The 21,780-nt window shown below is 38.3% G+C and carries 29 protein-coding genes; 12 read left to right on the forward strand and 17 right to left on the reverse strand.

Annotated features, from left to right (window positions below; translation table 11 throughout):
- Nucleotides 1-18: 18 nt before the first annotated feature.
- The 6 genes from AACQ49_RS09635 to AACQ49_RS09660 all read right to left on the reverse strand — a co-directional run bounded on the left by AACQ49_RS09635 (nt 19) and on the right by AACQ49_RS09660 (nt 3,786).
- A complete protein-coding gene (locus AACQ49_RS09635) occupies nt 19-1,392 on the reverse strand; it encodes a replicative DNA helicase (RefSeq protein ID WP_004250539.1) in 1,374 nt (457 codons plus the stop codon).
- Entirely contained in the window at nt 1,385-1,978 is a 594-nt protein-coding gene (locus tag AACQ49_RS09640; RefSeq protein WP_099659441.1) for an ATP-binding protein, read from the reverse strand. Before AACQ49_RS09640 ends, AACQ49_RS09635 begins: the two co-directional genes overlap by 8 nt.
- Entirely contained in the window at nt 1,971-2,822 is an 852-nt protein-coding gene (locus AACQ49_RS09645) for a helix-turn-helix domain-containing protein (RefSeq protein ID WP_109828990.1), read from the reverse strand. The genes AACQ49_RS09640 and AACQ49_RS09645 overlap by 8 nt, the downstream gene beginning before the upstream one ends.
- Nucleotide 2,823: 1 nt before the next feature.
- Nucleotides 2,824-3,048 carry a hypothetical protein gene (locus AACQ49_RS09650; protein ID WP_099659439.1) on the reverse strand — a complete coding sequence of 75 codons (225 nt, stop codon included), beginning with the start codon at nt 3,046-3,048 and terminating at the stop codon, nt 2,824-2,826.
- A gap of 17 nt (nt 3,049-3,065) precedes the next feature.
- A complete protein-coding gene (locus AACQ49_RS09655) occupies nt 3,066-3,521 on the reverse strand; it encodes a toxin YdaT family protein (protein ID WP_020945464.1) in 456 nt (151 codons plus the stop codon).
- A gap of 79 nt (nt 3,522-3,600) precedes the next feature.
- Complete coding sequence (locus AACQ49_RS09660; protein WP_074924457.1) at nt 3,601-3,786, reverse strand: Cro/CI family transcriptional regulator; 186 nt, start codon at nt 3,784-3,786, stop codon at nt 3,601-3,603.
- Between the two features lie 81 nt (nt 3,787-3,867).
- Here AACQ49_RS09660 and AACQ49_RS09665 point away from each other — a divergent pair, with 81 nt between their 5' ends.
- The 11 genes from AACQ49_RS09665 (at nt 3,868) to AACQ49_RS09715 (ending at nt 10,910) form a co-directional block, all read left to right on the forward strand.
- Complete coding sequence (locus tag AACQ49_RS09665) at nt 3,868-4,521, forward strand: LexA family protein (RefSeq protein WP_080047788.1); 654 nt, start codon at nt 3,868-3,870, stop codon at nt 4,519-4,521.
- A 58-nt stretch (nt 4,522-4,579) separates the two neighbouring features.
- Nucleotides 4,580-5,362 (forward strand): DUF4236 domain-containing protein, encoded by a 783-nt coding sequence (locus AACQ49_RS09670; RefSeq protein WP_080047787.1) that lies wholly within the window; start codon nt 4,580-4,582, stop codon nt 5,360-5,362.
- A 426-nt stretch (nt 5,363-5,788) separates the two neighbouring features.
- Complete coding sequence (locus tag AACQ49_RS09675) at nt 5,789-6,205, forward strand: hypothetical protein (RefSeq protein ID WP_109828991.1); 417 nt, start codon at nt 5,789-5,791, stop codon at nt 6,203-6,205.
- Nucleotides 6,192-6,479 carry a hypothetical protein gene (locus AACQ49_RS09680; protein ID WP_109828992.1) on the forward strand — a complete coding sequence of 96 codons (288 nt, stop codon included), beginning with the start codon at nt 6,192-6,194 and terminating at the stop codon, nt 6,477-6,479. The genes AACQ49_RS09675 and AACQ49_RS09680 overlap by 14 nt, the downstream gene beginning before the upstream one ends.
- 242 nt (nt 6,480-6,721) lie before the next feature.
- Complete coding sequence (locus tag AACQ49_RS09685; RefSeq protein ID WP_004250525.1) at nt 6,722-7,054, forward strand: hypothetical protein; 333 nt, start codon at nt 6,722-6,724, stop codon at nt 7,052-7,054.
- An 11-nt stretch (nt 7,055-7,065) separates the two neighbouring features.
- Nucleotides 7,066-7,314, forward strand: coding sequence for a hypothetical protein (locus tag AACQ49_RS09690; RefSeq protein WP_023843544.1), 249 nt, complete (start codon nt 7,066-7,068; stop codon nt 7,312-7,314).
- A gap of 12 nt (nt 7,315-7,326) precedes the next feature.
- Nucleotides 7,327-9,294, forward strand: a complete 1,968-nt coding sequence (locus AACQ49_RS09695; protein ID WP_109828993.1) for a hypothetical protein — start codon at nt 7,327-7,329, stop codon at nt 9,292-9,294.
- A complete protein-coding gene (locus AACQ49_RS09700; protein ID WP_036908175.1) occupies nt 9,294-9,794 on the forward strand; it encodes a siphovirus Gp157 family protein in 501 nt (166 codons plus the stop codon). The genes AACQ49_RS09695 and AACQ49_RS09700 overlap by 1 nt, the downstream gene beginning before the upstream one ends.
- 47 nt (nt 9,795-9,841) lie before the next feature.
- Nucleotides 9,842-10,021, forward strand: a complete 180-nt coding sequence (locus AACQ49_RS09705) for a hypothetical protein (RefSeq protein ID WP_036895412.1) — start codon at nt 9,842-9,844, stop codon at nt 10,019-10,021.
- Between the two features lie 28 nt (nt 10,022-10,049).
- Nucleotides 10,050-10,220, forward strand: coding sequence for a hypothetical protein (locus AACQ49_RS09710; RefSeq protein ID WP_167767281.1), 171 nt, complete (start codon nt 10,050-10,052; stop codon nt 10,218-10,220).
- A gap of 414 nt (nt 10,221-10,634) precedes the next feature.
- A complete protein-coding gene (locus tag AACQ49_RS09715; protein WP_006533557.1) occupies nt 10,635-10,910 on the forward strand; it encodes a hypothetical protein in 276 nt (91 codons plus the stop codon).
- Here the strand turns inward: AACQ49_RS09715 and AACQ49_RS09720 are convergent.
- Complete coding sequence (locus AACQ49_RS09720; RefSeq protein WP_004250508.1) at nt 10,907-12,307, reverse strand: tyrosine-type recombinase/integrase; 1,401 nt, start codon at nt 12,305-12,307, stop codon at nt 10,907-10,909. The genes AACQ49_RS09715 and AACQ49_RS09720 overlap by 4 nt on opposite strands.
- Before the next feature lie 216 nt (nt 12,308-12,523).
- Between AACQ49_RS09720 and AACQ49_RS09725 the strand changes: the two genes are divergently transcribed.
- Complete coding sequence (locus tag AACQ49_RS09725; RefSeq protein ID WP_004250506.1) at nt 12,524-12,784, forward strand: YfhL family 4Fe-4S dicluster ferredoxin; 261 nt, start codon at nt 12,524-12,526, stop codon at nt 12,782-12,784.
- A gap of 29 nt (nt 12,785-12,813) precedes the next feature.
- On the opposite strand, the gene acpS is transcribed toward AACQ49_RS09725, so the two are convergent.
- The 10 genes from acpS to rseA all read right to left on the reverse strand — a co-directional run bounded on the left by acpS (nt 12,814) and on the right by rseA (nt 21,752).
- The gene (gene acpS / locus AACQ49_RS09730; protein WP_004243887.1) at nt 12,814-13,194 is read right to left on the reverse strand and encodes a holo-ACP synthase; all 381 of its coding nucleotides are present in this window, start codon (nt 13,192-13,194) and stop codon (nt 12,814-12,816) included.
- Nucleotides 13,194-13,925: a pyridoxine 5'-phosphate synthase gene (pdxJ, locus tag AACQ49_RS09735; RefSeq protein ID WP_004243888.1), complete on the reverse strand. Its 732-nt coding sequence runs from the start codon at nt 13,923-13,925 to the stop codon at nt 13,194-13,196. Before pdxJ ends, acpS begins: the two co-directional genes overlap by 1 nt.
- A 69-nt stretch (nt 13,926-13,994) precedes the next feature.
- Nucleotides 13,995-14,735 carry a DNA repair protein RecO gene (gene recO, locus AACQ49_RS09740; RefSeq protein WP_004248456.1) on the reverse strand — a complete coding sequence of 247 codons (741 nt, stop codon included), beginning with the start codon at nt 14,733-14,735 and terminating at the stop codon, nt 13,995-13,997.
- 12 nt (nt 14,736-14,747) lie between these two features.
- A complete protein-coding gene (gene era, locus AACQ49_RS09745; RefSeq protein WP_004243892.1) occupies nt 14,748-15,656 on the reverse strand; it encodes a GTPase Era in 909 nt (302 codons plus the stop codon).
- Complete coding sequence (rnc, locus tag AACQ49_RS09750; RefSeq protein WP_161779020.1) at nt 15,653-16,333, reverse strand: ribonuclease III; 681 nt, start codon at nt 16,331-16,333, stop codon at nt 15,653-15,655. Before rnc ends, era begins: the two co-directional genes overlap by 4 nt.
- Nucleotides 16,334-16,528: 195 nt before the next feature.
- Nucleotides 16,529-17,500 (reverse strand): signal peptidase I, encoded by a 972-nt coding sequence (gene lepB / locus AACQ49_RS09755; protein WP_004248458.1) that lies wholly within the window; start codon nt 17,498-17,500, stop codon nt 16,529-16,531.
- Between the two features lie 14 nt (nt 17,501-17,514).
- Complete coding sequence (gene lepA / locus AACQ49_RS09760) at nt 17,515-19,311, reverse strand: translation elongation factor 4 (protein ID WP_004243894.1); 1,797 nt, start codon at nt 19,309-19,311, stop codon at nt 17,515-17,517.
- A 320-nt stretch (nt 19,312-19,631) separates the two neighbouring features.
- Nucleotides 19,632-20,096 (reverse strand): SoxR-reducing system protein RseC, encoded by a 465-nt coding sequence (gene rseC, locus AACQ49_RS09765; RefSeq protein WP_004243895.1) that lies wholly within the window; start codon nt 20,094-20,096, stop codon nt 19,632-19,634.
- 12 nt (nt 20,097-20,108) lie between these two features.
- Entirely contained in the window at nt 20,109-21,080 is a 972-nt protein-coding gene (gene rseB, locus AACQ49_RS09770) for a sigma-E factor regulatory protein RseB (protein WP_004243896.1), read from the reverse strand.
- A 48-nt stretch (nt 21,081-21,128) separates the two neighbouring features.
- Nucleotides 21,129-21,752: an anti-sigma-E factor RseA gene (gene rseA, locus AACQ49_RS09775; protein ID WP_012368140.1), complete on the reverse strand. Its 624-nt coding sequence runs from the start codon at nt 21,750-21,752 to the stop codon at nt 21,129-21,131.
- Nucleotides 21,753-21,780: the final 28 nt, after the last annotated feature.

Consider the following 21,780-nt stretch of genomic DNA (forward strand, 5'->3'; position numbering starts at 1 on the left):
GTCTTGCCTCTGTTTTAACTAAAATGCTTTTTCTGCGTAACGACGTCTTTTATCGTTTTGCTGTGATTGTTGTTGCATTTTGGACACTTCTGACGCTGTAATTTGGTCGGTAGGCAGATAGTGGCCATTCTTAAATTCTTGATAGACTGTGCCGGTTTCTCCGTGTCTAAATTTATCAATAATGATCTCGGCATAATTTTTCGCAGGGCTATTGGGGTTATATACGGCCTCCCTATAGGTAAATAAAATTAAGTCAGCGTCTTGCTCTAAGCTACCAGAATCGCGTAAATCAGCAGAAACAGGACGGCGTTGATTAATAGGTCTTTTATCAACATCACGAGATAGCTGGCTTAACGCAATAGTTGGCGTGTGTAACCTCTTTGCTAATCCTTTTAAAGATGCAGATATTTTCGCAATTGCTAAATCATTACGTTCTGCTTTAGGTTTTTTAATTAACCCTAAATAATCAACAAAAATTCCTTTCAAATTTGGATATTTACGTTTGTGGTTTTCACTGATTGCACATATTTGTTCAATAGTTAGATTACTCGCATCGATGATATGAATATCTCTATCCATTAAATGGCCTAGTGCTGAACTTAAACGCCCCCATCCTTCATCATCCAATCGCCCACGATGTCTCAATGTTGATATTGGTAGTTGAGCAGAACCTGCAACTAGACGCTCAGTAATTTGCTGATTGGACATTTCCATCGAGAAGAATAATGCACCGCCTCCATCTCTGGTCATTCCCTCAGTCATCGTTAGTGCAAGCTCTGTTTTTCCCATCCCAGGACGACCGCCAATAAAAACTAAGTCTGTTGGATTAAAGCCTCCAATTTTGTCATCTAAAGCTTCAATACCACTTTTTATCATCCCAACAGCATCTTCCCCTTTGTTTCTGCGTTCTAAAACATCTACATATCCTTCAAGTAGTGTATTTAAATGCACAGGAAGTAGGTTCTGATTACCAATTGTCAGCTGGCCAATTTGGGTTGCAAATTGATGAATAAATTCTTCAGCTTGTTCATGATTATTTGCAGTAGTAATATCATTTTGATACTTGGAAATTAATTGAATGACTTCTCTAACACGATAATAACTATAAACTTTTGAGGCATAGCCTTTTAAATTTGCTGTCCAAATAGGTGTTTTAGATAGCTCAAGTAAATTTGCTAAATCGCCTTTTTCACCTAGCGCATCAGCAATAAAAAAGGGATCTATTAAAGAACTTGCTAGCGCTTGTTTTTTAATTTCTTTGTAGACATTACGAAAATATCTAGAACTAAAGGCTTCTTCAGGTAATGTGGCTAATACCTCATATGCATCTTGACTAGCACCACCAGCTAACAAACCACTAATCACCGCATGTTCTAATTCTTTCTCATGCATGATGATTACCTCTACGATATGTTGGCCAGTTAAACGTTAATACTGTTCCCCCCTGTAATAATCTGTCCACGGCTCGTTCACCAAGCATTTCTTGTAGATCAACAACGGGCAAGTTGCTTATCAAAATTGTAGGTAGCAAATCTTCGTAGCGATCATTAATCACCTCAAACAAGATATTACGTTCAGAATCAGTGCCATACTGAACACCAATTTCATCAATAATTAACAAATCAGGTGTGCAATATTTTTCAAGTACATCAAGTTCACTGAATTCTGAATTTCCAGCCCATGTTCTTCGAAAAGCGCGAATGATACGTGAGGCTGTGGTAATGAATACCGTTTCTTGCAATTCTCCGGCAATCTGACGGGCGATTGATACTGCAAGGTGTGTTTTACCAGTTCCGGGTGTTCCACACAGTACAAGCCCCTCTCCTGCGTTTTTTCGGTCACCCCAAGTTTCAACGTACTGCTGACAAATTTTTAAATTATGTTTTGCTGTTGGCGTTGAGGCTACAAATGATTCAAATGTCGCATTAGCAAAGCGAGGTGGAATATTCACCGCAGTTAGTAAATTTTGTTCAGACATTTCCACCTCCCACAAACCAATGCGGATCTTGAGACTGGTAATCTTTTTCGCTAAACCCAGTGTGAGAATTTACTTTTTGAGTTTGTACTACGGATCTTTCAGGAAATAGCCCCTGCCAACCATTGGCAATTGAATTACAAATCACAGCGTTGGCATCGGTGCAAAGCGATAATTTTTTTGCTTGTTGCTTGCACATGGTTTCTGTCAGCGGTTTTTTAATTTCTTTCCTGAAGTTAATCCAATCCTGCCAAACCTCATCACTCACATTTGACGGTTTAGCCAATTTCGGATCGAATTTATTTTTCGATTTTTTCCCCTCGAGTAATTCTTGTGGATCATGTTTTGAATTTACTTGTGGATCATGTTTTGAATTTACTTGTGGATCGCCTCCAGATTCTGGAGGGTGAAAACCCCCTTGAACGCCAGATTCTGGAGGGTCAAACCGTATATTTTTATCGTTTTCTGTACGGTCAGAATCTGAACGGTCAGAATCTGGACGGTGAGAATTTGATAGTTTTTCACGCTGTTTTCTTAATTTTGCATTTTCTTCTAATGCAATTTTTTCTAATTTATCGACATTTAAAAAATATAAATTTGAAGCGTTTCGATTACCATTTCTACGCTGTTTTTTAACCAACCAACCATCATTTTCAAGTTCATTACATGCATTGCGAATTGTGCTAATTCCCGCACCAATTTGACGACTGATGGTTTCAACACTGGGATAAGCGATCCCTTCATCGCTCGAATAATCTGCTAGGCGTACCATGATCATTAACTTAGTACCCTTAACACCTGAAACAGCACATGCATCCCATACATAGCCAGTTAATTTATTGCTCACATTACACCCCCAGTGATTTAGCTATGGAGCGACATGCGCTTTGATACTGTGCAGGCGTTAAATTCTTCGACAGTAATTTTTGTTTTTGCTTCTCATACTGCTCCCAAACTAACAACGCAATAACACGTCTACTCTCAAAAATATCTTCAATTTCTGAAATATGTGCAGGTTTATCATTCAGCATAAACCCATTACGATATGTAATTTTTTCAGTTGATCTAATCATTGGTCTTGCCTCTTGAATTAATGCACGCTGGTCGGGCGTGATATCTCATTTAATGCACGTACTACATTGTTTATTTGGTGTGACATGTCACGACCCTCTAATAAGATTTCAGTCATAGCATCAGCAAAACGCTGAATGGCTACAGTTGCTAAATAGTTTTTGGTATCTCCGCGTACTCGAGCTAACCTCGAAGCCGGTAGAGCCATTTCAATCGCTGGCATTAACTCAGCAATTTTTCTTTGAGATGCGCGAGAATCACCACGTAACCAACGGAATATCTGTTGCCGGTTATTATTGATTGCTTTCCAGTCTGCCTTACCCGTTTGATCCTCAATGGCATGTAATCGACCATGTTCTTGATTAATCACTAATCGTAAGTAAGCTCGGCTAATCTCAATAGCAACATGTTCTTGCCCTTGTTCTACAGCCCAGTCCTCAATTTCAGCTCTGATAATGTTGATATCAAAATTCATCTATGCGTCTCCTGTCGCAAAATTGATTATTTAGAATCAGTTTTTTTAACGATGAACATATATAGTTAATGGAAATTAATTACTCCACCTTACTATATAGTTCAGGTCGATATTTCAACTTTCCATCAGTGATTCGAGAAAGCTTTAATGCGGCCTTTTCTGGAATAATATTTTTCCAATAATGTACCGCAGCATCAGAAATGTTAAGTTTTTCTGCTACAGATCTTTGTGAACCGAAGTATTTAATAACATCCTCTTTGACCATTTTGGGGACTCCTTTTTTTAAGTTTATTTAAGTATTCAATTAAAGGAAACTTAAGTCAAGAAGATTTAAGATAACTTAATTATGATAAAAACATCGATTGGTGAGCGCATTAGATTGCGCAGAAAAGAATTGGGACTAACTCAAAAAGCACTTTCAGCGAAGGTGGGAGTTTCCCATGTTGCGATTTCTCAATGGGAAAAGGAAGAAACTGAACCCACAGGTAATAATTTATTCTCTCTTGCTGATGCCTTAGGATGTACACCTGAATTTATACTCAAAGGAAAAGAAGAAAATTCAAGCAATATTGAGTCCCCGAGAATTCATCATTCAAAAGGTAAATACCCTCTTATCAGTAGAGTCATGGCTGGAGCTTGGACTGAAGCATTGGAACCATACGATAGATGTAATATTGATGAAATGTATGAAACAACCGTATCTTGCTCAAATGATTCCTTTTGGCTAGATGTTGTGGGGGACTCAATGACCTCATCATCTGGATTAAGCATCCCAGAAGGAATGATTATTCTCGTAGATCCAAATGTAGAACCAACAAATGGTAAACTTGTAGTCGCTAAATTAGAAAGTGAAAACGAAACCACATTTAAACAGTATATTATTGATGCTGGTCATCATTATTTAAAGCCATTAAACCCTCAATATAGAATGATATCAATCAATGGTAACTGTCGAATAGTTGGTGTTGTCGTAGATGCTAAAATAAAAAAACTACCATAAAACAATACGGTTAACTATTACATTGTATTGACTAAATGTTATCATACGGAGTACTAAAATGGCATTTCGATTTAAAAAAACAATAAAAATTGCAGGGGTAAAAGTTAATATAGGAAAAAATGGAATTAGTAGTATTTCTATAGGGAAAAAAGGGGCTAGCCTTAATATAGGAAAAAATGGAATTCATTCTAATTTAGGTATTCCTGGAACAGGTCTTTCATACAGAAGTAAATTAGCTGGCTCAACTAAAAAACAAAAGACTAGTAATAAACTAACAAAATCTGAACAACAACAGATTGATTTTGAATGTTTTATTAAAGACTCTAAAGATGATGTTCAATTAATGAAATTATGTTTTTTGAGTATCAATGGTGTTGATATTTACAGTGATGACGTTGCCATTGAAAATATATCCATTGATAATGAATTAATTAACAAGTTCAACACTCTTGAACTATCTTTTAATCGTGCTATTTCAGAGGTTGAATTTTCAGGCGATACAGGGCAAAGAGCAAAAAATAAAATTTCAAAATTTGTTTTCGAAATAAAAAGATGGCTTGATTCTAATCATCCCAATTGGGAGTCAGAAAAACATCAAATAGAGAAGATGATTGAGAAACGTATAACTGAGCAACAAGAAAAAGAAAAAGCAGAGAATCAAGCTATTAAAGAAAAACAATTTTTTACGATAAAATTTATATTTCTATTCATATTTACATTTTTCTTCCCTATGATTTTCTGCTGGTTTTCTCTACAAAAAAAATACCCCTTATGGTTTAAAGTAATTAGCTTTTCATGGGCTTTAATTATAACTTTTATGGTATTAAATAAAGAAAAATAACCACGCATGGCATAGGCCCTTAATATAAAGGGCTTTGATATCTCCCCCCCCCAAAAAATTCCCTTATATTACATTGTATTAACATGACTTATTAATACCATAATATATGTAGTATAAAAATCATGCATTCATAAACAGAAACCTAGTATTTTAAGATAACTTTAAATTTTATTGACAAAGTATTTAAGTTATCTTAAATTACAAGCAAGACAAACAACACAGCAAGTGTTTAGGTAAGTGTTCAGATTTAGTTTTGCTGTTATGTCGGAGGAGAACCACAGCTCTCATCGCGACCTGTCATGATTACCACGGCATAACAGCAGATTTTTTAGCAATACCAGGGAATTAAATTAGTTACCGACCAAAGCTACAAGGCAGACCTGACAGCTCGGAAAGACGGGCAACTTAATTTAAATGGGGGGTTATATGAAATTTGAAGAATTACCAGAAAGTGTACAACTTATTGCAACGACTGCATTGGCTGATATTTTAAAAAATAGTCATCCAACAAAAGAGTCTGCGATTGAATTTGCTAACTCAGTTAAGTCTGCTTTTATTGAATTGTATAACAAAAATGATATTAGCATTCAAGTTGGCGGTATTACCGAAAATTCAACAGAAACTATCGAAGATGTTCTGGCAAGCTTCCCATCTGATGAGTTAAGCGTATTTCACATTGTGAAAATGGTTAATGCTGTCAACTTGACAATTCGCAATGAGCTAGCCCCCTATGACAACGACCATACCGACACGAATGAAGCAGCAAGAACAATATTAAAAACAGCTCTTGCTGCATTAGATCGCCAACAATATTTAACAGGGCGGAAATATGGGCTCCGATAACAAGTTGGCATTCATCACCATTAATACCAGCAAAATGGAAGAGAAAATTAAAAAAATTATCTCGCTACTTCCGCCGGAATCGGTTGATAAGTTCCTGACTAAGCTTCTTAGCCTGACTGATGATGTCATGTTCAGTAATTACTCTGGAACAGTGCAGACAGGAGTGACCGACGAGATCGTCTATTTTATCGATTTTGACAATGGTTTCTACAGCAAAATCCTGTCCACAGCCCGGGCACTTAATGCGGATATTACTCATAATTCAGTTCCTTAAAAGCGTTGCGGTGACTGAATTATACACAGAATCCTTGCGTTGCGGAATGCAGGAGCCTCAACCGCCTGATGAGGATAAATAATCAGGCAACAAATTTTAGACGTAAAAAAACCCACCGAAGTGGGTTCCTTTACCCCGAATTGCCGACCAAAGCTATCGGGAGTTCTACTAGCGCGACCAAACGCTAGAAGAGGCAAGACCAATGATAAATCACTGATCACCGTTATTTTAAAGGAGTTGCTATGAAAGCACAACCTGAAAGCCTAACAGTCACACTCTATATTCATGCTCAAAAACAGTTCGATGGTTCTTACCAATATAACGCCTACGCATTTAAAGCCGATCCCAATGCTGGGCTAGGTTTTGTTATTGCTGAACACACTGTTGATGTTCCTTTTAAAGAGCCTACTCAAACTGATCTCATTCACGCTGAAATTGATTTTCTACGTAATGAGCAAGAAAAAATCCTAGCTGATGCCCAAGTAAAAACAAGTTTGTTAGAAGACCAGATCCAAATGCTTCTCTGTTTGGAAGGCAAACCAATAGCTAAAGAAGATGAAGAAATTCCTTACTGATGGTGAACATTATGGATGCAATTAATCTAGCAATTGATGCTGTATTAGATGCTGAACTATCTGTTATTGAACATGAAAATAACAGTGAGATAGTTTCTGGCACTCAACATATTTCTATCATTGGAGGTAAGAGACGAGTTGAATATTACCCTTCAACAGGTACGGCTTACTCTAATCCCATTGATGGGAAATATAAGCGTGTAATTATCAAAAAAGCGGGCATTAAGCGAGCTATTAAACTAGCAAAATCAGGAAATTAAGAGGCAAGACCAATGAAAACTTTTATCTGTGTATTTGAGCCTACGACCGAGGCTCGTACAAACAACGGTGCTGTACCGCTGGCCATAGCGTTAAACACCGCTAATGCAAAACTGGCAACAGCGACTGCAGTAGTAAAATTATCTGAAGCATATCCAGAAGCTATGGATAACTTTAACACCGATGATCCGTTAATTAGCGAACACCTTGACGGCTCTGTTTGCCCTACTTTAGATATATTTGATGAGAAATTTGCTGTTGAAAATGAGTTTGATGGAACTCAATGGAAACCTATTGAATATAAGAATTTCAAAAAACTAGGAACGAAGCCCAGAATTGCGTGTTTACTTTTATTTGGAAAGACTCAAATAACTAACAATGAGTTTTCAACTGCTCTGGAATATTTGGCAGGAAAAGAAGATCCCAAAATTCGTAATATCGCTACAGGCCTAGCTGAAATAACAAAACTTTCTTTGATGGATGCTGAGCAAACAATGGAAATAGCACAGGCTATCTATGAGTTTGCTAATGAAGATGTCACCGTTGAAGAAGCTAAATCATTAGGTGAAAGCTGGCTAACCGAAGAACCAGAACAACAACAAGAAGAAACATCTTCTATCAAACGTAACTATTCAACCATAGATACCGAAATTGCCTTAGCACTGTTAGATGACTTTGATCCTAATAATGTCCTCGCATCTCAAGTAAAAAAAGCCAAAGAACTGATAGATGACGACGACAAAGCATGGAAACGCTGGTCAATGGATTTACGCACAACAGCTGGCATCTTGGATATACCACGTGAAAAAATTTTCTCGTTAATAGCTGAAAGTAAAAAACAGCCTGAGTTATTAGATAATCCCAATGCGCGAAAAGAATTTATTGACCGTCATTTAGGTATTAACAAGCCTACTGGCAATGCTGAAAAAGAAGAAAGTATCACTTCTAACCAATTGGAGAATACCCCTTCGGTATCTAGCAAAAGTACCGTTGAAAAGGAAACTAAGCCTAAACGTTCACGTAAAAAGCAAGAAGTAGCCCCTAAAACAGAAAGTTCTCCGGTGGTTGAACAAACTGTAGAGCCTAAAGAACCCGAAACACCATCAGCACAACAAGATAATTTTGAGCAACGTGCCAGTGTTATTGATGAAGTTCTTAACGCGAGTGACGCTAATAACCTAAGTATTTGGAAACAAGTACAACGTACAGACCCGCGCTTTACTAAGCCATTAGAAGGCGTGGGATTTACAGGGACCAGTATAAACAGCACTTACATGTTTATGCGTGCAACTGAAATATTCGGTCCTATTGGGGAAGGTTGGGGATATGAAGTCCTTGAAGAAAAATTTATTGATGGAAAGCCTCTTTTAGAACCTGTCCTTGATGAGCGTAATAAACAAGTTGCAACCCGTTTTTTACGTGATGCTGATGGCTCGTTATTCTGCGAACAAAACCACTCAATTAAGATCCGTTTTTGGTACATCATCGAATGTGAAACCCGCGGTGAGTTTGAAAGTTATGGTGCGACACCATACCGCTATCAAACTAACTATGGCATTAAGGTTGACGGTGAAGCTATTAAAAAATCGCTGACTGATGCCATCAAAAAAGCCCTATCAATGCTTGGCTTTAGCTCTGATGTCTTTATGGGTATGCATGATAACCCTGAATATATAGTAAGCAATAAGCTTGAGTTTGAAATCAAAAATGCCAGTGAAAAAGCGGAAGATATCACACGTATTCGCAAAGAATTAGACGAGAAATTTACTAAACATACAGAAGTGATGCGTAGTGCTGTTACAGCAAATGAATTACGAGGTATTGCATCGACATTAACACGCGAAATTTCTGCACATATTAAATCAGCCAAAGAACGTCGTGACGAAGATTACGAGAAGTATTTGTCTGGCCGTTTACGTCGATTAAACCAAATCGAAAAAGAGTGTTTAGACAAACTGAAACAGAAAGAAGAGGCAATCTAATGACCAATACTACCGCTATCGCACTGGCGACCAATTATGAAAAATTACAGCAACTCGTTGAAACAGGAGAATTCACTGCTGAAGATATCGCAGATACATTGGCAGGTATCGAGGGCGAGTTAGGTGACAAATTGGATGCAATTATGCACCACGTTCGCAATATCGAAGGTCAAGCTAAAACACTTGATGAAGAATCTAAACGTTTATCTGATCGTAAAAAATCATTCGAAAACCAAGCTAAAAACCTAAAGGAATATGCTCTTAACTGCTTATTGGCTTCAGGATTAGATAAATTAAAAACAACAAAGAATACATTTACAGCACGAAAAGGTAGTGTTTCAGTAATTATTGATAATGAAGCACTACTACCAGATGAGTTGGTTGATGTTAAAACCATCACAGCGCCCGATAAAAAAGGAATCAAAGAAGCGCTTGAAAATGGTATTGAAATTCCCGGAGCACATCTTGAAGTTGGTGAACGTTCCTTAATGGTTCGTTAATTCATAATAGCGCCCTTTCTTGGGCGCATTATCAGGAGATAAACGTTATGGCCATGAAGTTAGAAGTTGTTATTACCCATGATGAAACAACAAATAAATGTAGTATCGAATGGTCTACGGCATCAACAAAAAATGTCACAGAGCAAGAACAGCAAGCACTTTCATCGATGCAAAAAGCGTTATTGCTACAACTGGGGCGCCCTATAAATACAGCTATTATTCATTAGTGTGACATGTCACAAAGAGGCAAGACCAATGCTAAGACACTCCCAACAAAAAGACCAAGCAGTAAAAATCACATTACCAGATGGATCATACGGTTTTGTTTCAACAGATAGACGTTGCCATGTTTCATACGATTTTCCTGCACACGTCAAAATTGAACTTCAGCCTACTCCCGCGGAGCAACAAAGGAGTGAACAATAATGTATGGTTTATTCCTTTTGGTATGTAGTTCGATGATTTGTCAGTTCGAACCCTATGGCTACATTTATCCTGATGAACAAAATTGTTTAATTGATAAGGAATTACTCGCGACCAAAGGGAAAATTGCAGAATGCTATCCAGTGGAGGGAATTATTCGGGTAAAAAGTTGATTAAGCATAATCAGTTTTTACTTTTCGTTGTTATTAGCATGGTGGTTTATTCAAGACCAATGGGTAACCACCATGAAATTATTAACACCTTGGGAACCAGGTTCTCAATTATTAACAGATTTTGATATTAAATTAGGCCGGCTTGCATCGAGTATAAAAAATAAATCTTGCACCGATATAGAAATAAAAAATGCTTGTCAGACTGCCGACTTGTTAATATCTAATATGATGAGGCAAGACCGAAATGAAAACAGACGTATGCGTAGAACGCAAAACAAAAAAAGAAACGACAAATATCCCAGATAACGTTAAAAACAAAGAGTATGAAGATGATGATATGTTAACTCCTGAAGAGGCTTGTATTGAACTAGGAGGAATTAGCACTAAAACATTATGCGATTGGAATAATAGACATCGTCACAGAAAAATACTCGCACCAATCAAATTTACCAATAAAGTTGTTCGATACGAGTACAAAAATATAAAAGCATTTATTGAAAAATGTAGAAGCACTTATTAACTAAGTTTACGACGTAATAGCGCTACTTGAGTCAAGATACTATTTTCATGTGCCTCAAATGCTTGACGCTTTAGCGCTATCTCTTCCTGCAGTATCTCATCAGAAAAGTCATAATGTTCAGCCATTGGATCTTCACTTTTATCAGAGTGATGTAAACATAGCATGCTAATTTCTTTAGTATCAGAACGTGAAAAGCCTTTTTGACGCATTTGTGCAATTATATTACTTTTAAAAAACTTACGGCACATAGTATTAAATGCTCCGGACTTTCCCTTCACCGTTCCCTCATGCACTACACCCTTCACCGCCCCTTCAGGGCTATATGTTTTAACTAGTTTATCCAATGAACGTTTAGAAAATGCTAATTGTGGATCTCTAGGTTGTAGGAAAACATATTCTTTATTGCAATTAACAGTGGAATTTTTCCAAGCTAATTGTTCCTCGAGTAAGCTTTTCATTGCCTTTGTAATTGGCACTCTAAACTCTTTTTGAGTTTTCATTGCACCACGCATACCAATTAAACCAGCTGGATAAGTTATTTCTAAGTTATCTAAATCAACATATTCCCACTTCAAATTGACAACATTGATTGGTCTAACTCCAGTGAGGATCATATATCTAACTGCATTTTTTTGATGCACAGAGGTGCTTGAAGCAACGTTCATCCATAAGGTGGCAATGGACTCAATATCAGTATATCGTTTCGTTGGCATGGGTTTCTGCACCCGTGACGACACATAATCATCAGGAATGCTCGACGCAATATTTCTTCCATTAGAATAAATGGGGGATGCATATTTCCAAAATCGGCGCATCTCAGCAAATAACTCTAATGCATGATTATTTGATTTTGTTTGTATCCAATTATCCAATATTTCTATTAATCGTGAGTATTTCACATCACTAAAAACTTCACGCGATCCGAACGTCAGCTTCAGTTGTTTTACTCTGCAACGATAAGTATAAAAACTATTTTCACTTAACTTTGAGCGTTCGACTTTCCCTGCTAAATCTTTTTCATAAAGATCTAATAGTTGATGAACAGATTCAGCTCTTAGCCCTTCTTCAGCTAATGCTTTCGCTTTCTCTCTTGCTATCGGTAATGATAGTTCTGGCCATTCCCCTAATTTCTGGCCTTTTATATCCATGTGTTTAGGATATTCCGCGTATATGGTAACCTTACCCGCCTTACTAAAATCAATACGCAAGTAGTGCTCTTTTTCATATTTAGAGCGACGTGGTTTATTGATATGCTTTAAAATGGTTTTGACAGCAGTAACACAGATTCTTATGTGTGTACTTGTGTAAGGTGGCTTACATGACTCCCAACGACTAAGAGCGTCTGTATATTCATCATTATCTGGTGTTTTTTGCTTTTGTGTTGCTATATTTGACATTGAAATACTCCGGTATTTCAACACATTAAATTTAAAGCTCACACATTAGGTATTTTAAGAGCAGTAAAAACAGTATGTGTTGCGGTTTTGTGTTACGAATTAGAGTTATTCAATGTAAATCATACTGTATAAAAACACAAGTAACAGACGATAGTAACTAATAGGTGCAAGATATAAGTTACTGATTATTAACTTAATTAAATGTAAATTATTGATATGTCTTTATTAATTACAAAACGCTGTATTAACTGCGATATGTGCGAACCCGAATGTCCTAACGATGCCATTTCAATGGGGAATGATATTTATGAAATCAATCCTGATCTTTGCACTGAATGTGTAGGACATTATGATAAACCGACTTGTCAGTCGGTATGCCCTATCACGAATACAATTATCATCGATCCTGCTCATACTGAATCGCAAGATGAATTATGGGAAAAGTTTGTACTGATCCACCACGCTGACAAAATCTAAGCAAACGCAATCGGGAATAAATTTAAGCGTTATTTTTCTAAAATAACGGTTGCACAGGCGTAACGTTGCTCATCAGCCAGTGTCACGTGAATAGCATTTATTCCCGCTTTTTGCGCCATCTCTTTTGCCACAGCTAAAAAGTGCAATGTTGGTTTACCTAATTCATCATTAGCGACTTCAAAATGGTTAAATGCCAATCCTAAACGAATGCCTGTACCTAATGCTTTGGCTGCGGCTTCTTTTACCGCAAATCGTTTAGCTAAAAAACGAACGGGTTGTTTATGTGATTGATATATAATCCATTCATTATCAGTAAGAATACGTCGCGCGAGGCGTTCTCCTGAACGCCCTATTATCTCTTCAATACGTGATATCTCAACGATATCCATACCTATACCAACAATAGCCATTAGCGACGCGCTTCTCTCATTAGGCGTTTCATTTCTTCAACGGCTGGTGCAAGCCCACTAAATACCGCTCGACCAATAATCGCATGACCAATATTGAGTTCATAAAGTTCAGGTAATGCAGCAATACGTTGTACATTATGATAATGCAAACCATGACCTGCATTGACTTTTAAACCTTTAGACGCTGCATAGGTTACCGCATCACGAATGCGAACAAACTCCTTCTCTTGAGCCTGTTCATCTTCAGCGTCAGCATAAGCACCTGTATGAATTTCAATAAAAGGTGCGCCGACACGATCTGCTGCATTAATTTGCTCATGGTCAGGATCAATAAATAAAGAGACTTTAATCCCCGCTAATGATAAACGTTTAATCGCATCAGCCACTTTCTCTTCATTACCCACCACGTCTAAACCACCTTCTGTGGTCACTTCTTGGCGTTTTTCAGGCACTAAACAACAAAAGTCAGGTTGAGTTTGGCAAGCAATCTCAATCATCTCTTCTGTTACCGCCATTTCTAAATTTAATCTTGTTTGAACCGTTTGGCTGATCAGCATTAAATCACGATCGGTAATATGACGTCTGTCTTCACGTAAATGAATAGTGATCCCATCAGCACCCGCTTGTTCCGCAATAAATGCCGCTTGAACCGGATCGGGATAAGTTGTGCCACGGGCATTACGTAGGGTTGCAATATGGTCAATATTAACGCCAAGTAGAATATCAGACATGCTCTTCTCCTGAAAAATAACGTTGTATTACCTTAGTTTACACATTCCATAGAGAAGAAAAAGACAATATTATTTATCCTCTATCAATACGCTTTTTTTCGCACACTTTTTAATAGCAAATTGCCGAAACAGCTCTCTACTTTTTAATGGTTTTCCACCTAAATAAGGTTTCAAGGCCATTCGTGTAAACCTTTTTGCTGCTTTCAATGTGCCAGCCGTAGGAAATTCTCGTTTTGCCAGCGATTTTAATTCCAATCCAGTAAAACTATAGTGATCAACCACCAAACTGGCAATAAAGCCTTTTTCTTCTCGGTATCGATAAGTCATGGTATCAGAAACAGGTTCACCACTTCCTGCACAATGCAAAAAGTCTAGGCCATAACCCAATTGCGTTAATAACGCTAATTCAAAGCGCCTTAGAGCAGCTTCTGGCGTGGTTTCACTGGCAGCAAGGATTTGCAAACAAGATAAGTATTCGAAAAAAAGCGTGCTATATGATGTGCCATTTTCCAAAACACGAGAAAGTAATTCATTAAGATACAGACCACTGTAAAGTACTGTGCCTGTTAATGGTAATGCTAAAGAGATAGGCTCAGCATCACGGAGGGTTTTTATCTCACCTCGCCCACTCCAACGAATGAGCAAGGGAGTAAAAGGTTGAAGAGCTCCTTTTAAAGGAGAGCGACGGCCGCGCGCACCTTTTGACAATATGCGCACTCGCCCTTCATTCTCAGTGAAAAAATCGAGCAATAAACTCGTTTCACTGTAAGGCCGAGCATGGATAACAAATGCACGTTGCCAGCCTTCCACTTCAGTAACCTACTATTTTAAATCGTCCACATAGCCAAGGCTACGTAAAGCACGTTCATCATCCGCCCAACCCGCTTTTACTTTCACCCAAAGTTCAAGATGAACCTTGTTTTCAAATAAATCTTCCATATCCATGCGGGCTTCCGTACCGATTTTTTTGATTTTAGCGCCTTTATTACCAATCACCATTTTCTTCTGGCCTTCACGTTCAACCAGAATCAAACCGTGAATATCATATCCACCGCGATCGTTAGTAACAAATTGTTCAATTTCAACCGTCACAGAATAAGGTAATTCTTCACCTAAAAAGCGCATCAATTTTTCACGAATAATTTCTGACGCCATAAAACGTTGAGAGCGATCAGTAATATAATCTTCTGGGAAATGATGAATGGCTTCAGGTAAACAGTTACGCACTATTTTAGCAATAGTATCGACATTCATGCCTTTTTCAGCACTAATCGGCACTACATCTAGAAAATCCATTTGTTGACTTAAAAAACCAATATGTGGCAGTAACTTGGTTTTATCTGTAACGTTATCAACTTTATTAATCGCTAATAGCACAGGACAACGTAGTGATTTTAATTTGTTTAATACCATTTCGTCATCAGGCGTCCAATTGGTTCCTTCGACAACGAAAATAACCAGTTCAACATCACCAATAGAGCTACTTGCTGCACGGTTCATTAAACGGTTAATGGCTCGCTTTTCTTCAATATGCAAGCCTGGGGTATCCACGTAAATAGCCTGATATGCACCATCAGTATCAATACCCATGATACGGTGACGGGTGGTTTGTGGCTTACGTGAAGTAATAGAAACTTTCTGCCCCAATAATTGGTTCAGTAATGTTGATTTCCCTACATTAGGGCGACCGACTATCGCAATAAATCCGCAATAGGTTTGTTCTTCGCTCATTCAAGCTCCAATTGTATTAATGCCTGTTCAGCAGCGGCTTGTTCGGCTTTACGACGGCTTGTACCCATCCCTTTAACAGGTTGGTCGATACCGCTTATCTGACAATGGATCGTAAACTCTTGGTCATGAGCTTCACCACGTACTTGTACAACAACATAAGAAGGTAGTGGTAAATGACGTCCTTGCAAATATTCTTGCAAGCGAGTTTTAGGATCTTTTTGCTTATCACCCGGACTGATTTCAGCCAAGCGATTCTCATACCATTTTAAGATGATATTTTCGATATTTTGAATATCACTATCAAGAAAAATAGCACCAATTAACGCTTCTACTGTGTCGGCCAAAATAGATTCGCGACGAAAACCACCGCTTTTTAATTCTCCCGGCCCTAACCGTAAACATTCACCGAGTTCAAATTCACGTGCTAGTTCAGCGAGGGTATTACCACGCACTAAGGTTGCACGCATCCGGCTCATATCCCCTTCATCGACACGAGGGAAACGATGGTAAAGCGCATTAGCAATGACATAACTTAGAATTGAATCACCTAAAAATTCTAAGCGTTCATTATGTTTACTATTTGCACTACGGTGAGTAAGTGCCTGTAAAAGTAATTCATTTTGTTTAAAAGTATAACCCAGTTTTTTTTGTAACTGGTTAACTAATAGAGTATTCATGTGCGATCAATTTCCATTACTTAATTTGAAGCACACGCAACAAACCTGTTTAAAAACAACGAGATATTATCGGGTTGAATAACAGAACTGTTGCGTTTGCACTGGCTCCTGTTTATACAGGAGCCAATCATGTTTAAAGAAGTGGCATATTCTACACTGAGATAGAAAGGAATGCTGTAGCTATTTTGTTAAAAATTACTTAATGCCACCAATACGGCTGAAACGAACACCTGTAGGCCATTCATTTTCTTGTTTCTCGAAGCTCATCCAAATCGTTGTGGCTTTACCGACTAAGTTTTGCTCAGGCACAAAGCCCCAGAAACGACTATCTGAACTACCATCACGGTTATCACCCATCATAAAATACTGACCTTCAGGGACAATCCACGTACCTTGAGGTAATCCCGGTTGAATAAATTCAGGTACAGTAACATCTCCCGGAATAGTCATAATACGATGAGAGACATCACCAATCGTTTCAATTCTCTCTTCTTGGCGAAATTGCGTAGCTGTAGAAATTGGCTCTTCAATCGGAATCGATTTCATACCGCTAATACGTTGACCACCAGGTACACTTTGTAACAGTAATGTCCATTCACTAGGATACGCTGTACCATAGGTTACCGCTATTTCATCATCACATATTGCTTTATTACAATTTGGGTAAATGTGTAATTTCTTCGACGTCATGTCATACACTATTTTATCCCCCGGTAAACCAATCACCCGTTTAATAAAGTCAGTTGATGGATCACGTGGGTATTTAAATACCGCAATATCACCACGTTTAGGTTTACCCGTACTAATCAAGGTTGTTTGTGTAATAGGATCTTTTAATCCATAAGCAAATTTTTCAACCAAGATGAAATCACCGACTAATAAAGTCGGCATCATCGAACGAGATGGGATCTGAAACGGCTCATACACAAAGGAACGCAAAATCAATACAATCGCCAATACAGGAAACAGAGAGCCTAATGTCTCTGCCCAGCTTGGTTTATTAATCGATTTTGCTAACTCTTGCTGATCCTCACTTCCCTGCGTTAACTCTTGTAAACGTTTTAACTTCGCTTTGCGGGCTGGCTTTAATTTAAAACGATCTATACACCAAAAAATACCCGTAATTAGCGTTGCCAACGTTAGGATCAAGGCAAACGTGCTAGCCATATTTTCTCCTTAAATTATTTATCTTTACCAACATGCAGTATGGCTAAAAACGCTTCTTGTGGTAACTCGACATTACCAATTTGCTTCATACGTTTTTTACCTTCTTTCTGTTTCTGCAACAGTTTTTTCTTACGGCTAACGTCACCACCATAACATTTAGCTAATACGTTTTTACGTAACTGTTTAACAGTTGAACGAGCAATAATATGATTGCCAATTGCAGCTTGGATCGCAATATCAAACTGTTGACGTGGAATGAATTCTTTCATTTTTTCCACCAACTCACGTCCACGATACGGTGCGTTATCATTATGGGTGATTAATGCAAGTGCATCGACTCTCTCACCATTAATTAAGACATCAACACGTACCATGTTGGAGCCTTGGAAACGCAGGAAGTTATAATCTAACGAAGCATAACCGCGAGAGGTTGATTTTAAACGGTCAAAGAAATCTAATACCACCTCAGCCATCGGAATTTCATAAGTTAATGAAACCTGATTACCATGATAGACCATATTAGTTTGAACGCCGCGTTTTTCGACACATAAAGTAATCACATTACCTAAGTATTCTTGCGGTAGTAACATATGACATTCCGCAATAGGCTCTCTGATCTCTTCAATATTGTTCAGTGCCGGCAGTTTTGATGGGCTATCAACCATGATGATATCACCATTGGTCATTTCCACTTCATAAACTACTGTTGGTGCTGTGGTGATCAGGTCAAGATCATATTCACGCTCTAAACGCTCTTGGATAATCTCCATATGGAGAAGGCCTAAGAAACCACAACGGAAACCAAATCCTAATGCGGATGAACTTTCCGGCTCATAAAAGAGTGACGCATCATTTAAGCTTAATTTTCCTAATGCATCACGGAATGATTCATAATCGTCAGAACTGACCGGGAATAACCCCGCATAAACCTGTGGTTTGACTTTTTTAAAGCCCGGTAATGGTTTGTCTGCAGGCTTCTGTGCGGCTGTTAATGTATCCCCAACAGGGGCACCAAGAATATCTTTAATACCGCAAACTACCCAGCCTACTTCACCACAACTTAGCGATGTTGTATCAACTTGCTTAGGCGTAAAAATACCAATACGGTCGATATTATAAACTTGCCCTGTACTCATCACTTTGATTTTATCGCCTTTGTTGACTTTACCGTTTTTGATCCGGATAAGTGAGACAACACCAAGGTAATTATCAAACCAAGAGTCAATAATAAGTGCTTGTAGGGGCGCGTCAGGATCGCCTTCTGGCGCAGGTATTTCTTTCACCAGACGTTCAATCACTTCTTTTACACCCACGCCTGTTTTAGCTGAACAACGCACTGCATCGGTCGCATCAATACCGACAATATCTTCAATCTCTTCAGCGACACGCTCAGGCTCTGCGGCAGGTAAGTCAATTTTATTCAATACCGGAACGACAGTAAGATCCATATCTATCGCCGTATAACAGTTTGCTAATGTTTGGGCTTCAACCCCTTGCCCTGCATCAACAACCAGTAAAGCACCTTCACAAGCGGCAAGAGAGCGAGAAACTTCATAAGAGAAGTCAACGTGTCCTGGCGTATCGATAAAGTTAAGCTGATAAACTTCACCGTCATCAGCGGTATAATTGAGTGTTACGCTTTGTGCTTTGATGGTGATACCACGCTCACGCTCAAGATCCATAGAATCAAGAACCTGCGCAGCCATTTCACGATCTGTTAAGCCACCACAAATTTGAATAATTCGATCTGATAGCGTCGATTTACCGTGGTCAATATGTGCGATAATGGAAAAGTTACGTATGTTTTTCATTCTGAAATTATTTTTCTCTATTGCTTTGCTCTATAAATCTGGCTTTAGCGTCGTTCATGGACACAAAGCGAAAACTCTATATTGCAGGAGTTATGATTGATGACGCATTCTACACACTAGAGACATTATACTCAAAGAAACGTTCATCAAACACAAACATTTATGATAAAGCTTACCTTTATTTATGCAGCGTAACTGCACTTTCACTAGATAGAAATTTGATTTTTATCTATCAATAAAAAAGATCAGAACCATAAAATAAGTTTAATAACAAAAAATGGAGCCTATGCCCCATTTTTTATCATATTCATTCTTTATTATTATTCTTGATATTGTACTTGCAATTCATTAGGTGGAAGTCCTATTTGTAAAATAATAGGTTCAAATCCTTCATCTTTACTCCACCAGCGGGCAATATTTTTAGCTAATAAGAAGCCTAACACTCCCCCCACTAAACCACTACAAAAAATAGCCAACTCACTAGAAAGCCACAGACTGGCTATCCCTGCAACGATAAATAATCCCAGCAAAGGAGTAAGATAAACCAACATAGCGGAACGAAGTAAACTATTTTCTGGTATACCAACTTCCACTTTTTGCCCCACCACTAAAGGTTGTTCAACAGGAAGTTCTAACTGATGAACAGTTTCAGGGCCTATTTTATTTAATAAATAAGAGCCACAAGCTGCTCGAGCTTGGCAACTCCCGCAACCGGACGATGAGCCATAACGTAGTAAAGCCCTCCCTTGTTGCCAATGTACGACTGTTGCCCACTCTTTAACCATAACTTATACCTTTTACTTTTTGGTAAACACCACACTGTTGACGATTTTCTGTGCTGTTATAAATGGCAATTGTCCAATAAAGGTAATTTCATTGCCATCTTTATCATAGGTATAAATTGTATTACGGCCATATCTCAATGCTTTATCACGTTCGGGGGAATTTAATTGCTGACCACTTTTGTTAACATAAATAGAGAAATCGAATAAGCCGTCACTATATAAAATAGATTGGCTAAATTCATTTTCAGCAATTTGATGATTGCTACGTTTTACCTCTTTAAATCCTTCAGGTAACGTTGTCACACGCCAATTGTAATTCAGTGCTTGAGTGGCTTTGGGGATCAACAATAGCGGGGGCATATTCACTTTATTGAGTGAATCTAACTCACTGATGATTTCTTTATTTTGATTAGCGGTGATCACCCGAAATTGTTCAATAACGTCATTATTTTTATCAAGCAGATCAACCCTTAATGGCAAATATCTCTCTTCATCAATAAATAAGACATATTCATAACGGTCATTATTTTTTGATAGCACACGAACAACACGACTTGGAATGTCGCCGATATGCGTTCTTCCCGCATCAATAAAATTGTAATACTCAGCGAGTTCAGCAAAATTTTGATAAATGATAGCAGGGAGATAATCAACGATATGTTCATTACGCAAACTAAACGCATCTAAACCTGGTTCAAAATAACTGATTTCATTCCCTCGTTGCACGATTTCTCGACGAGTGCTATCCATCTGCATCAATTGTGCCACAGGTTTACCATCGACAAGTGCATGACGATAACGAATAGGAACAATACCTTGAGAATTGATATTAATAAAAGATAATTCGTAAGTAGCGGTTTGCGTTGTATTACCCATCTTTTGCAACAAAGCCTCGGCATTTCCTATTTGAGGTTGTGCCAAGGCTTGTGTTGGTATTGATAGGTAACCCGCTAAAAGTAAAGCGGATAACCATGATTTTTTCATTACGACTCTATTGTTCCTACACGTAATTATAAATTGATACCACAATGATTACTGAGCCTGTTGCTGAGTTGTGTTTTGCGATGCTACAGGCACTTCATCTTGTGGTGCATTGTAGATACGGCGATCTAACTCATATTGTTGCAACATAAGTCCAAGGCGTTGATTACGCTCTTGTAGACGTGTTTGTTGGTTTTGGCCTAAATTATCACTTTGTAAATTTAAGCTGACTGGTGCCCCATTCCCCATAATAGGTTGAGTATTAAACACCGGCGTATCAACTTGGAAATCCTCAGCGCTATTGTTGCCATTATATTGCTGAACACCCACAATGACAGCTAATGACACACAGGCAGCAACACCAATTTGTGTTAACTGGCTAGCCCAAGGACGTAATTTTTGTAAGAAAGAGTGCTGACGCCATTGAGAAGGCGCAGGTTGCTGCTCTTGCTGTTGTTCAGGACTTATGCGGACTGGCTCATTTTCTAAAGCGAGTGCTACGCGACTTGCGATATCAAAGTGGATAACCTCTCCTACATCACCACGCATTGCATCACGAACTAAGTGGTAACGTTGCCATGTTTCTTTCATAGATTCATCACGGGCAATCGATCCCATTAATTCTTTATCAAGAACTTCGCCATCCATAAATGCAGAAAGTTTCTCTTTTTGCATGTAAAAGTACCCTTCAGTGAATGAGGGT

Origin of the sequence: Proteus sp. G2675 (assembly GCF_963886535.1) — a bacterium.
GTDB classification, from domain to species: Bacteria; Pseudomonadota; Gammaproteobacteria; order Enterobacterales; family Enterobacteriaceae; genus Proteus; species Proteus mirabilis.

Coding starts and splice junctions, on each gene's coding strand:
- AACQ49_RS09635 (WP_004250539.1), bottom strand. CDS start 1,392: ATGCATGAGAAAGAATTAGAACATGCGGTGATTAGTGGTTTGTTAGCT.
- AACQ49_RS09640 (WP_099659441.1), bottom strand. CDS start 1,978: ATGTCTGAACAAAATTTACTAACTGCGGTGAATATTCCACCTCGCTTT.
- AACQ49_RS09650 (WP_099659439.1), bottom strand. CDS start 3,048: ATGATTAGATCAACTGAAAAAATTACATATCGTAATGGGTTTATGCTG.
- AACQ49_RS09655 (WP_020945464.1), bottom strand. CDS start 3,521: ATGAATTTTGATATCAACATTATCAGAGCTGAAATTGAGGACTGGGCT.
- AACQ49_RS09660 (WP_074924457.1), bottom strand. CDS start 3,786: ATGGTCAAAGAGGATGTTATTAAATACTTCGGTTCACAAAGATCTGTA.
- AACQ49_RS09665 (WP_080047788.1), top strand. CDS start 3,868: ATGATAAAAACATCGATTGGTGAGCGCATTAGATTGCGCAGAAAAGAA.
- AACQ49_RS09670 (WP_080047787.1), top strand. CDS start 4,580: ATGGCATTTCGATTTAAAAAAACAATAAAAATTGCAGGGGTAAAAGTT.
- AACQ49_RS09675 (WP_109828991.1), top strand. CDS start 5,789: ATGAAATTTGAAGAATTACCAGAAAGTGTACAACTTATTGCAACGACT.
- AACQ49_RS09680 (WP_109828992.1), top strand. CDS start 6,192: ATGGGCTCCGATAACAAGTTGGCATTCATCACCATTAATACCAGCAAA.
- AACQ49_RS09685 (WP_004250525.1), top strand. CDS start 6,722: ATGAAAGCACAACCTGAAAGCCTAACAGTCACACTCTATATTCATGCT.
- AACQ49_RS09690 (WP_023843544.1), top strand. CDS start 7,066: ATGGATGCAATTAATCTAGCAATTGATGCTGTATTAGATGCTGAACTA.
- AACQ49_RS09695 (WP_109828993.1), top strand. CDS start 7,327: ATGAAAACTTTTATCTGTGTATTTGAGCCTACGACCGAGGCTCGTACA.
- AACQ49_RS09700 (WP_036908175.1), top strand. CDS start 9,294: ATGACCAATACTACCGCTATCGCACTGGCGACCAATTATGAAAAATTA.
- AACQ49_RS09705 (WP_036895412.1), top strand. CDS start 9,842: ATGGCCATGAAGTTAGAAGTTGTTATTACCCATGATGAAACAACAAAT.
- AACQ49_RS09710 (WP_167767281.1), top strand. CDS start 10,050: ATGCTAAGACACTCCCAACAAAAAGACCAAGCAGTAAAAATCACATTA.
- AACQ49_RS09715 (WP_006533557.1), top strand. CDS start 10,635: ATGAAAACAGACGTATGCGTAGAACGCAAAACAAAAAAAGAAACGACA.
- AACQ49_RS09720 (WP_004250508.1), bottom strand. CDS start 12,307: ATGTCAAATATAGCAACACAAAAGCAAAAAACACCAGATAATGATGAA.
- AACQ49_RS09725 (WP_004250506.1), top strand. CDS start 12,524: ATGTCTTTATTAATTACAAAACGCTGTATTAACTGCGATATGTGCGAA.
- acpS (WP_004243887.1), bottom strand. CDS start 13,194: ATGGCTATTGTTGGTATAGGTATGGATATCGTTGAGATATCACGTATT.
- pdxJ (WP_004243888.1), bottom strand. CDS start 13,925: ATGTCTGATATTCTACTTGGCGTTAATATTGACCATATTGCAACCCTA.
- era (WP_004243892.1), bottom strand. CDS start 15,656: ATGAGCGAAGAACAAACCTATTGCGGATTTATTGCGATAGTCGGTCGC.
- rnc (WP_161779020.1), bottom strand. CDS start 16,333: ATGAATACTCTATTAGTTAACCAGTTACAAAAAAAACTGGGTTATACT.
- lepB (WP_004248458.1), bottom strand. CDS start 17,500: ATGGCTAGCACGTTTGCCTTGATCCTAACGTTGGCAACGCTAATTACG.
- lepA (WP_004243894.1), bottom strand. CDS start 19,311: ATGAAAAACATACGTAACTTTTCCATTATCGCACATATTGACCACGGT.
- rseC (WP_004243895.1), bottom strand. CDS start 20,096: ATGGTTAAAGAGTGGGCAACAGTCGTACATTGGCAACAAGGGAGGGCT.
- rseB (WP_004243896.1), bottom strand. CDS start 21,080: ATGAAAAAATCATGGTTATCCGCTTTACTTTTAGCGGGTTACCTATCA.
- rseA (WP_012368140.1), bottom strand. CDS start 21,752: ATGCAAAAAGAGAAACTTTCTGCATTTATGGATGGCGAAGTTCTTGAT.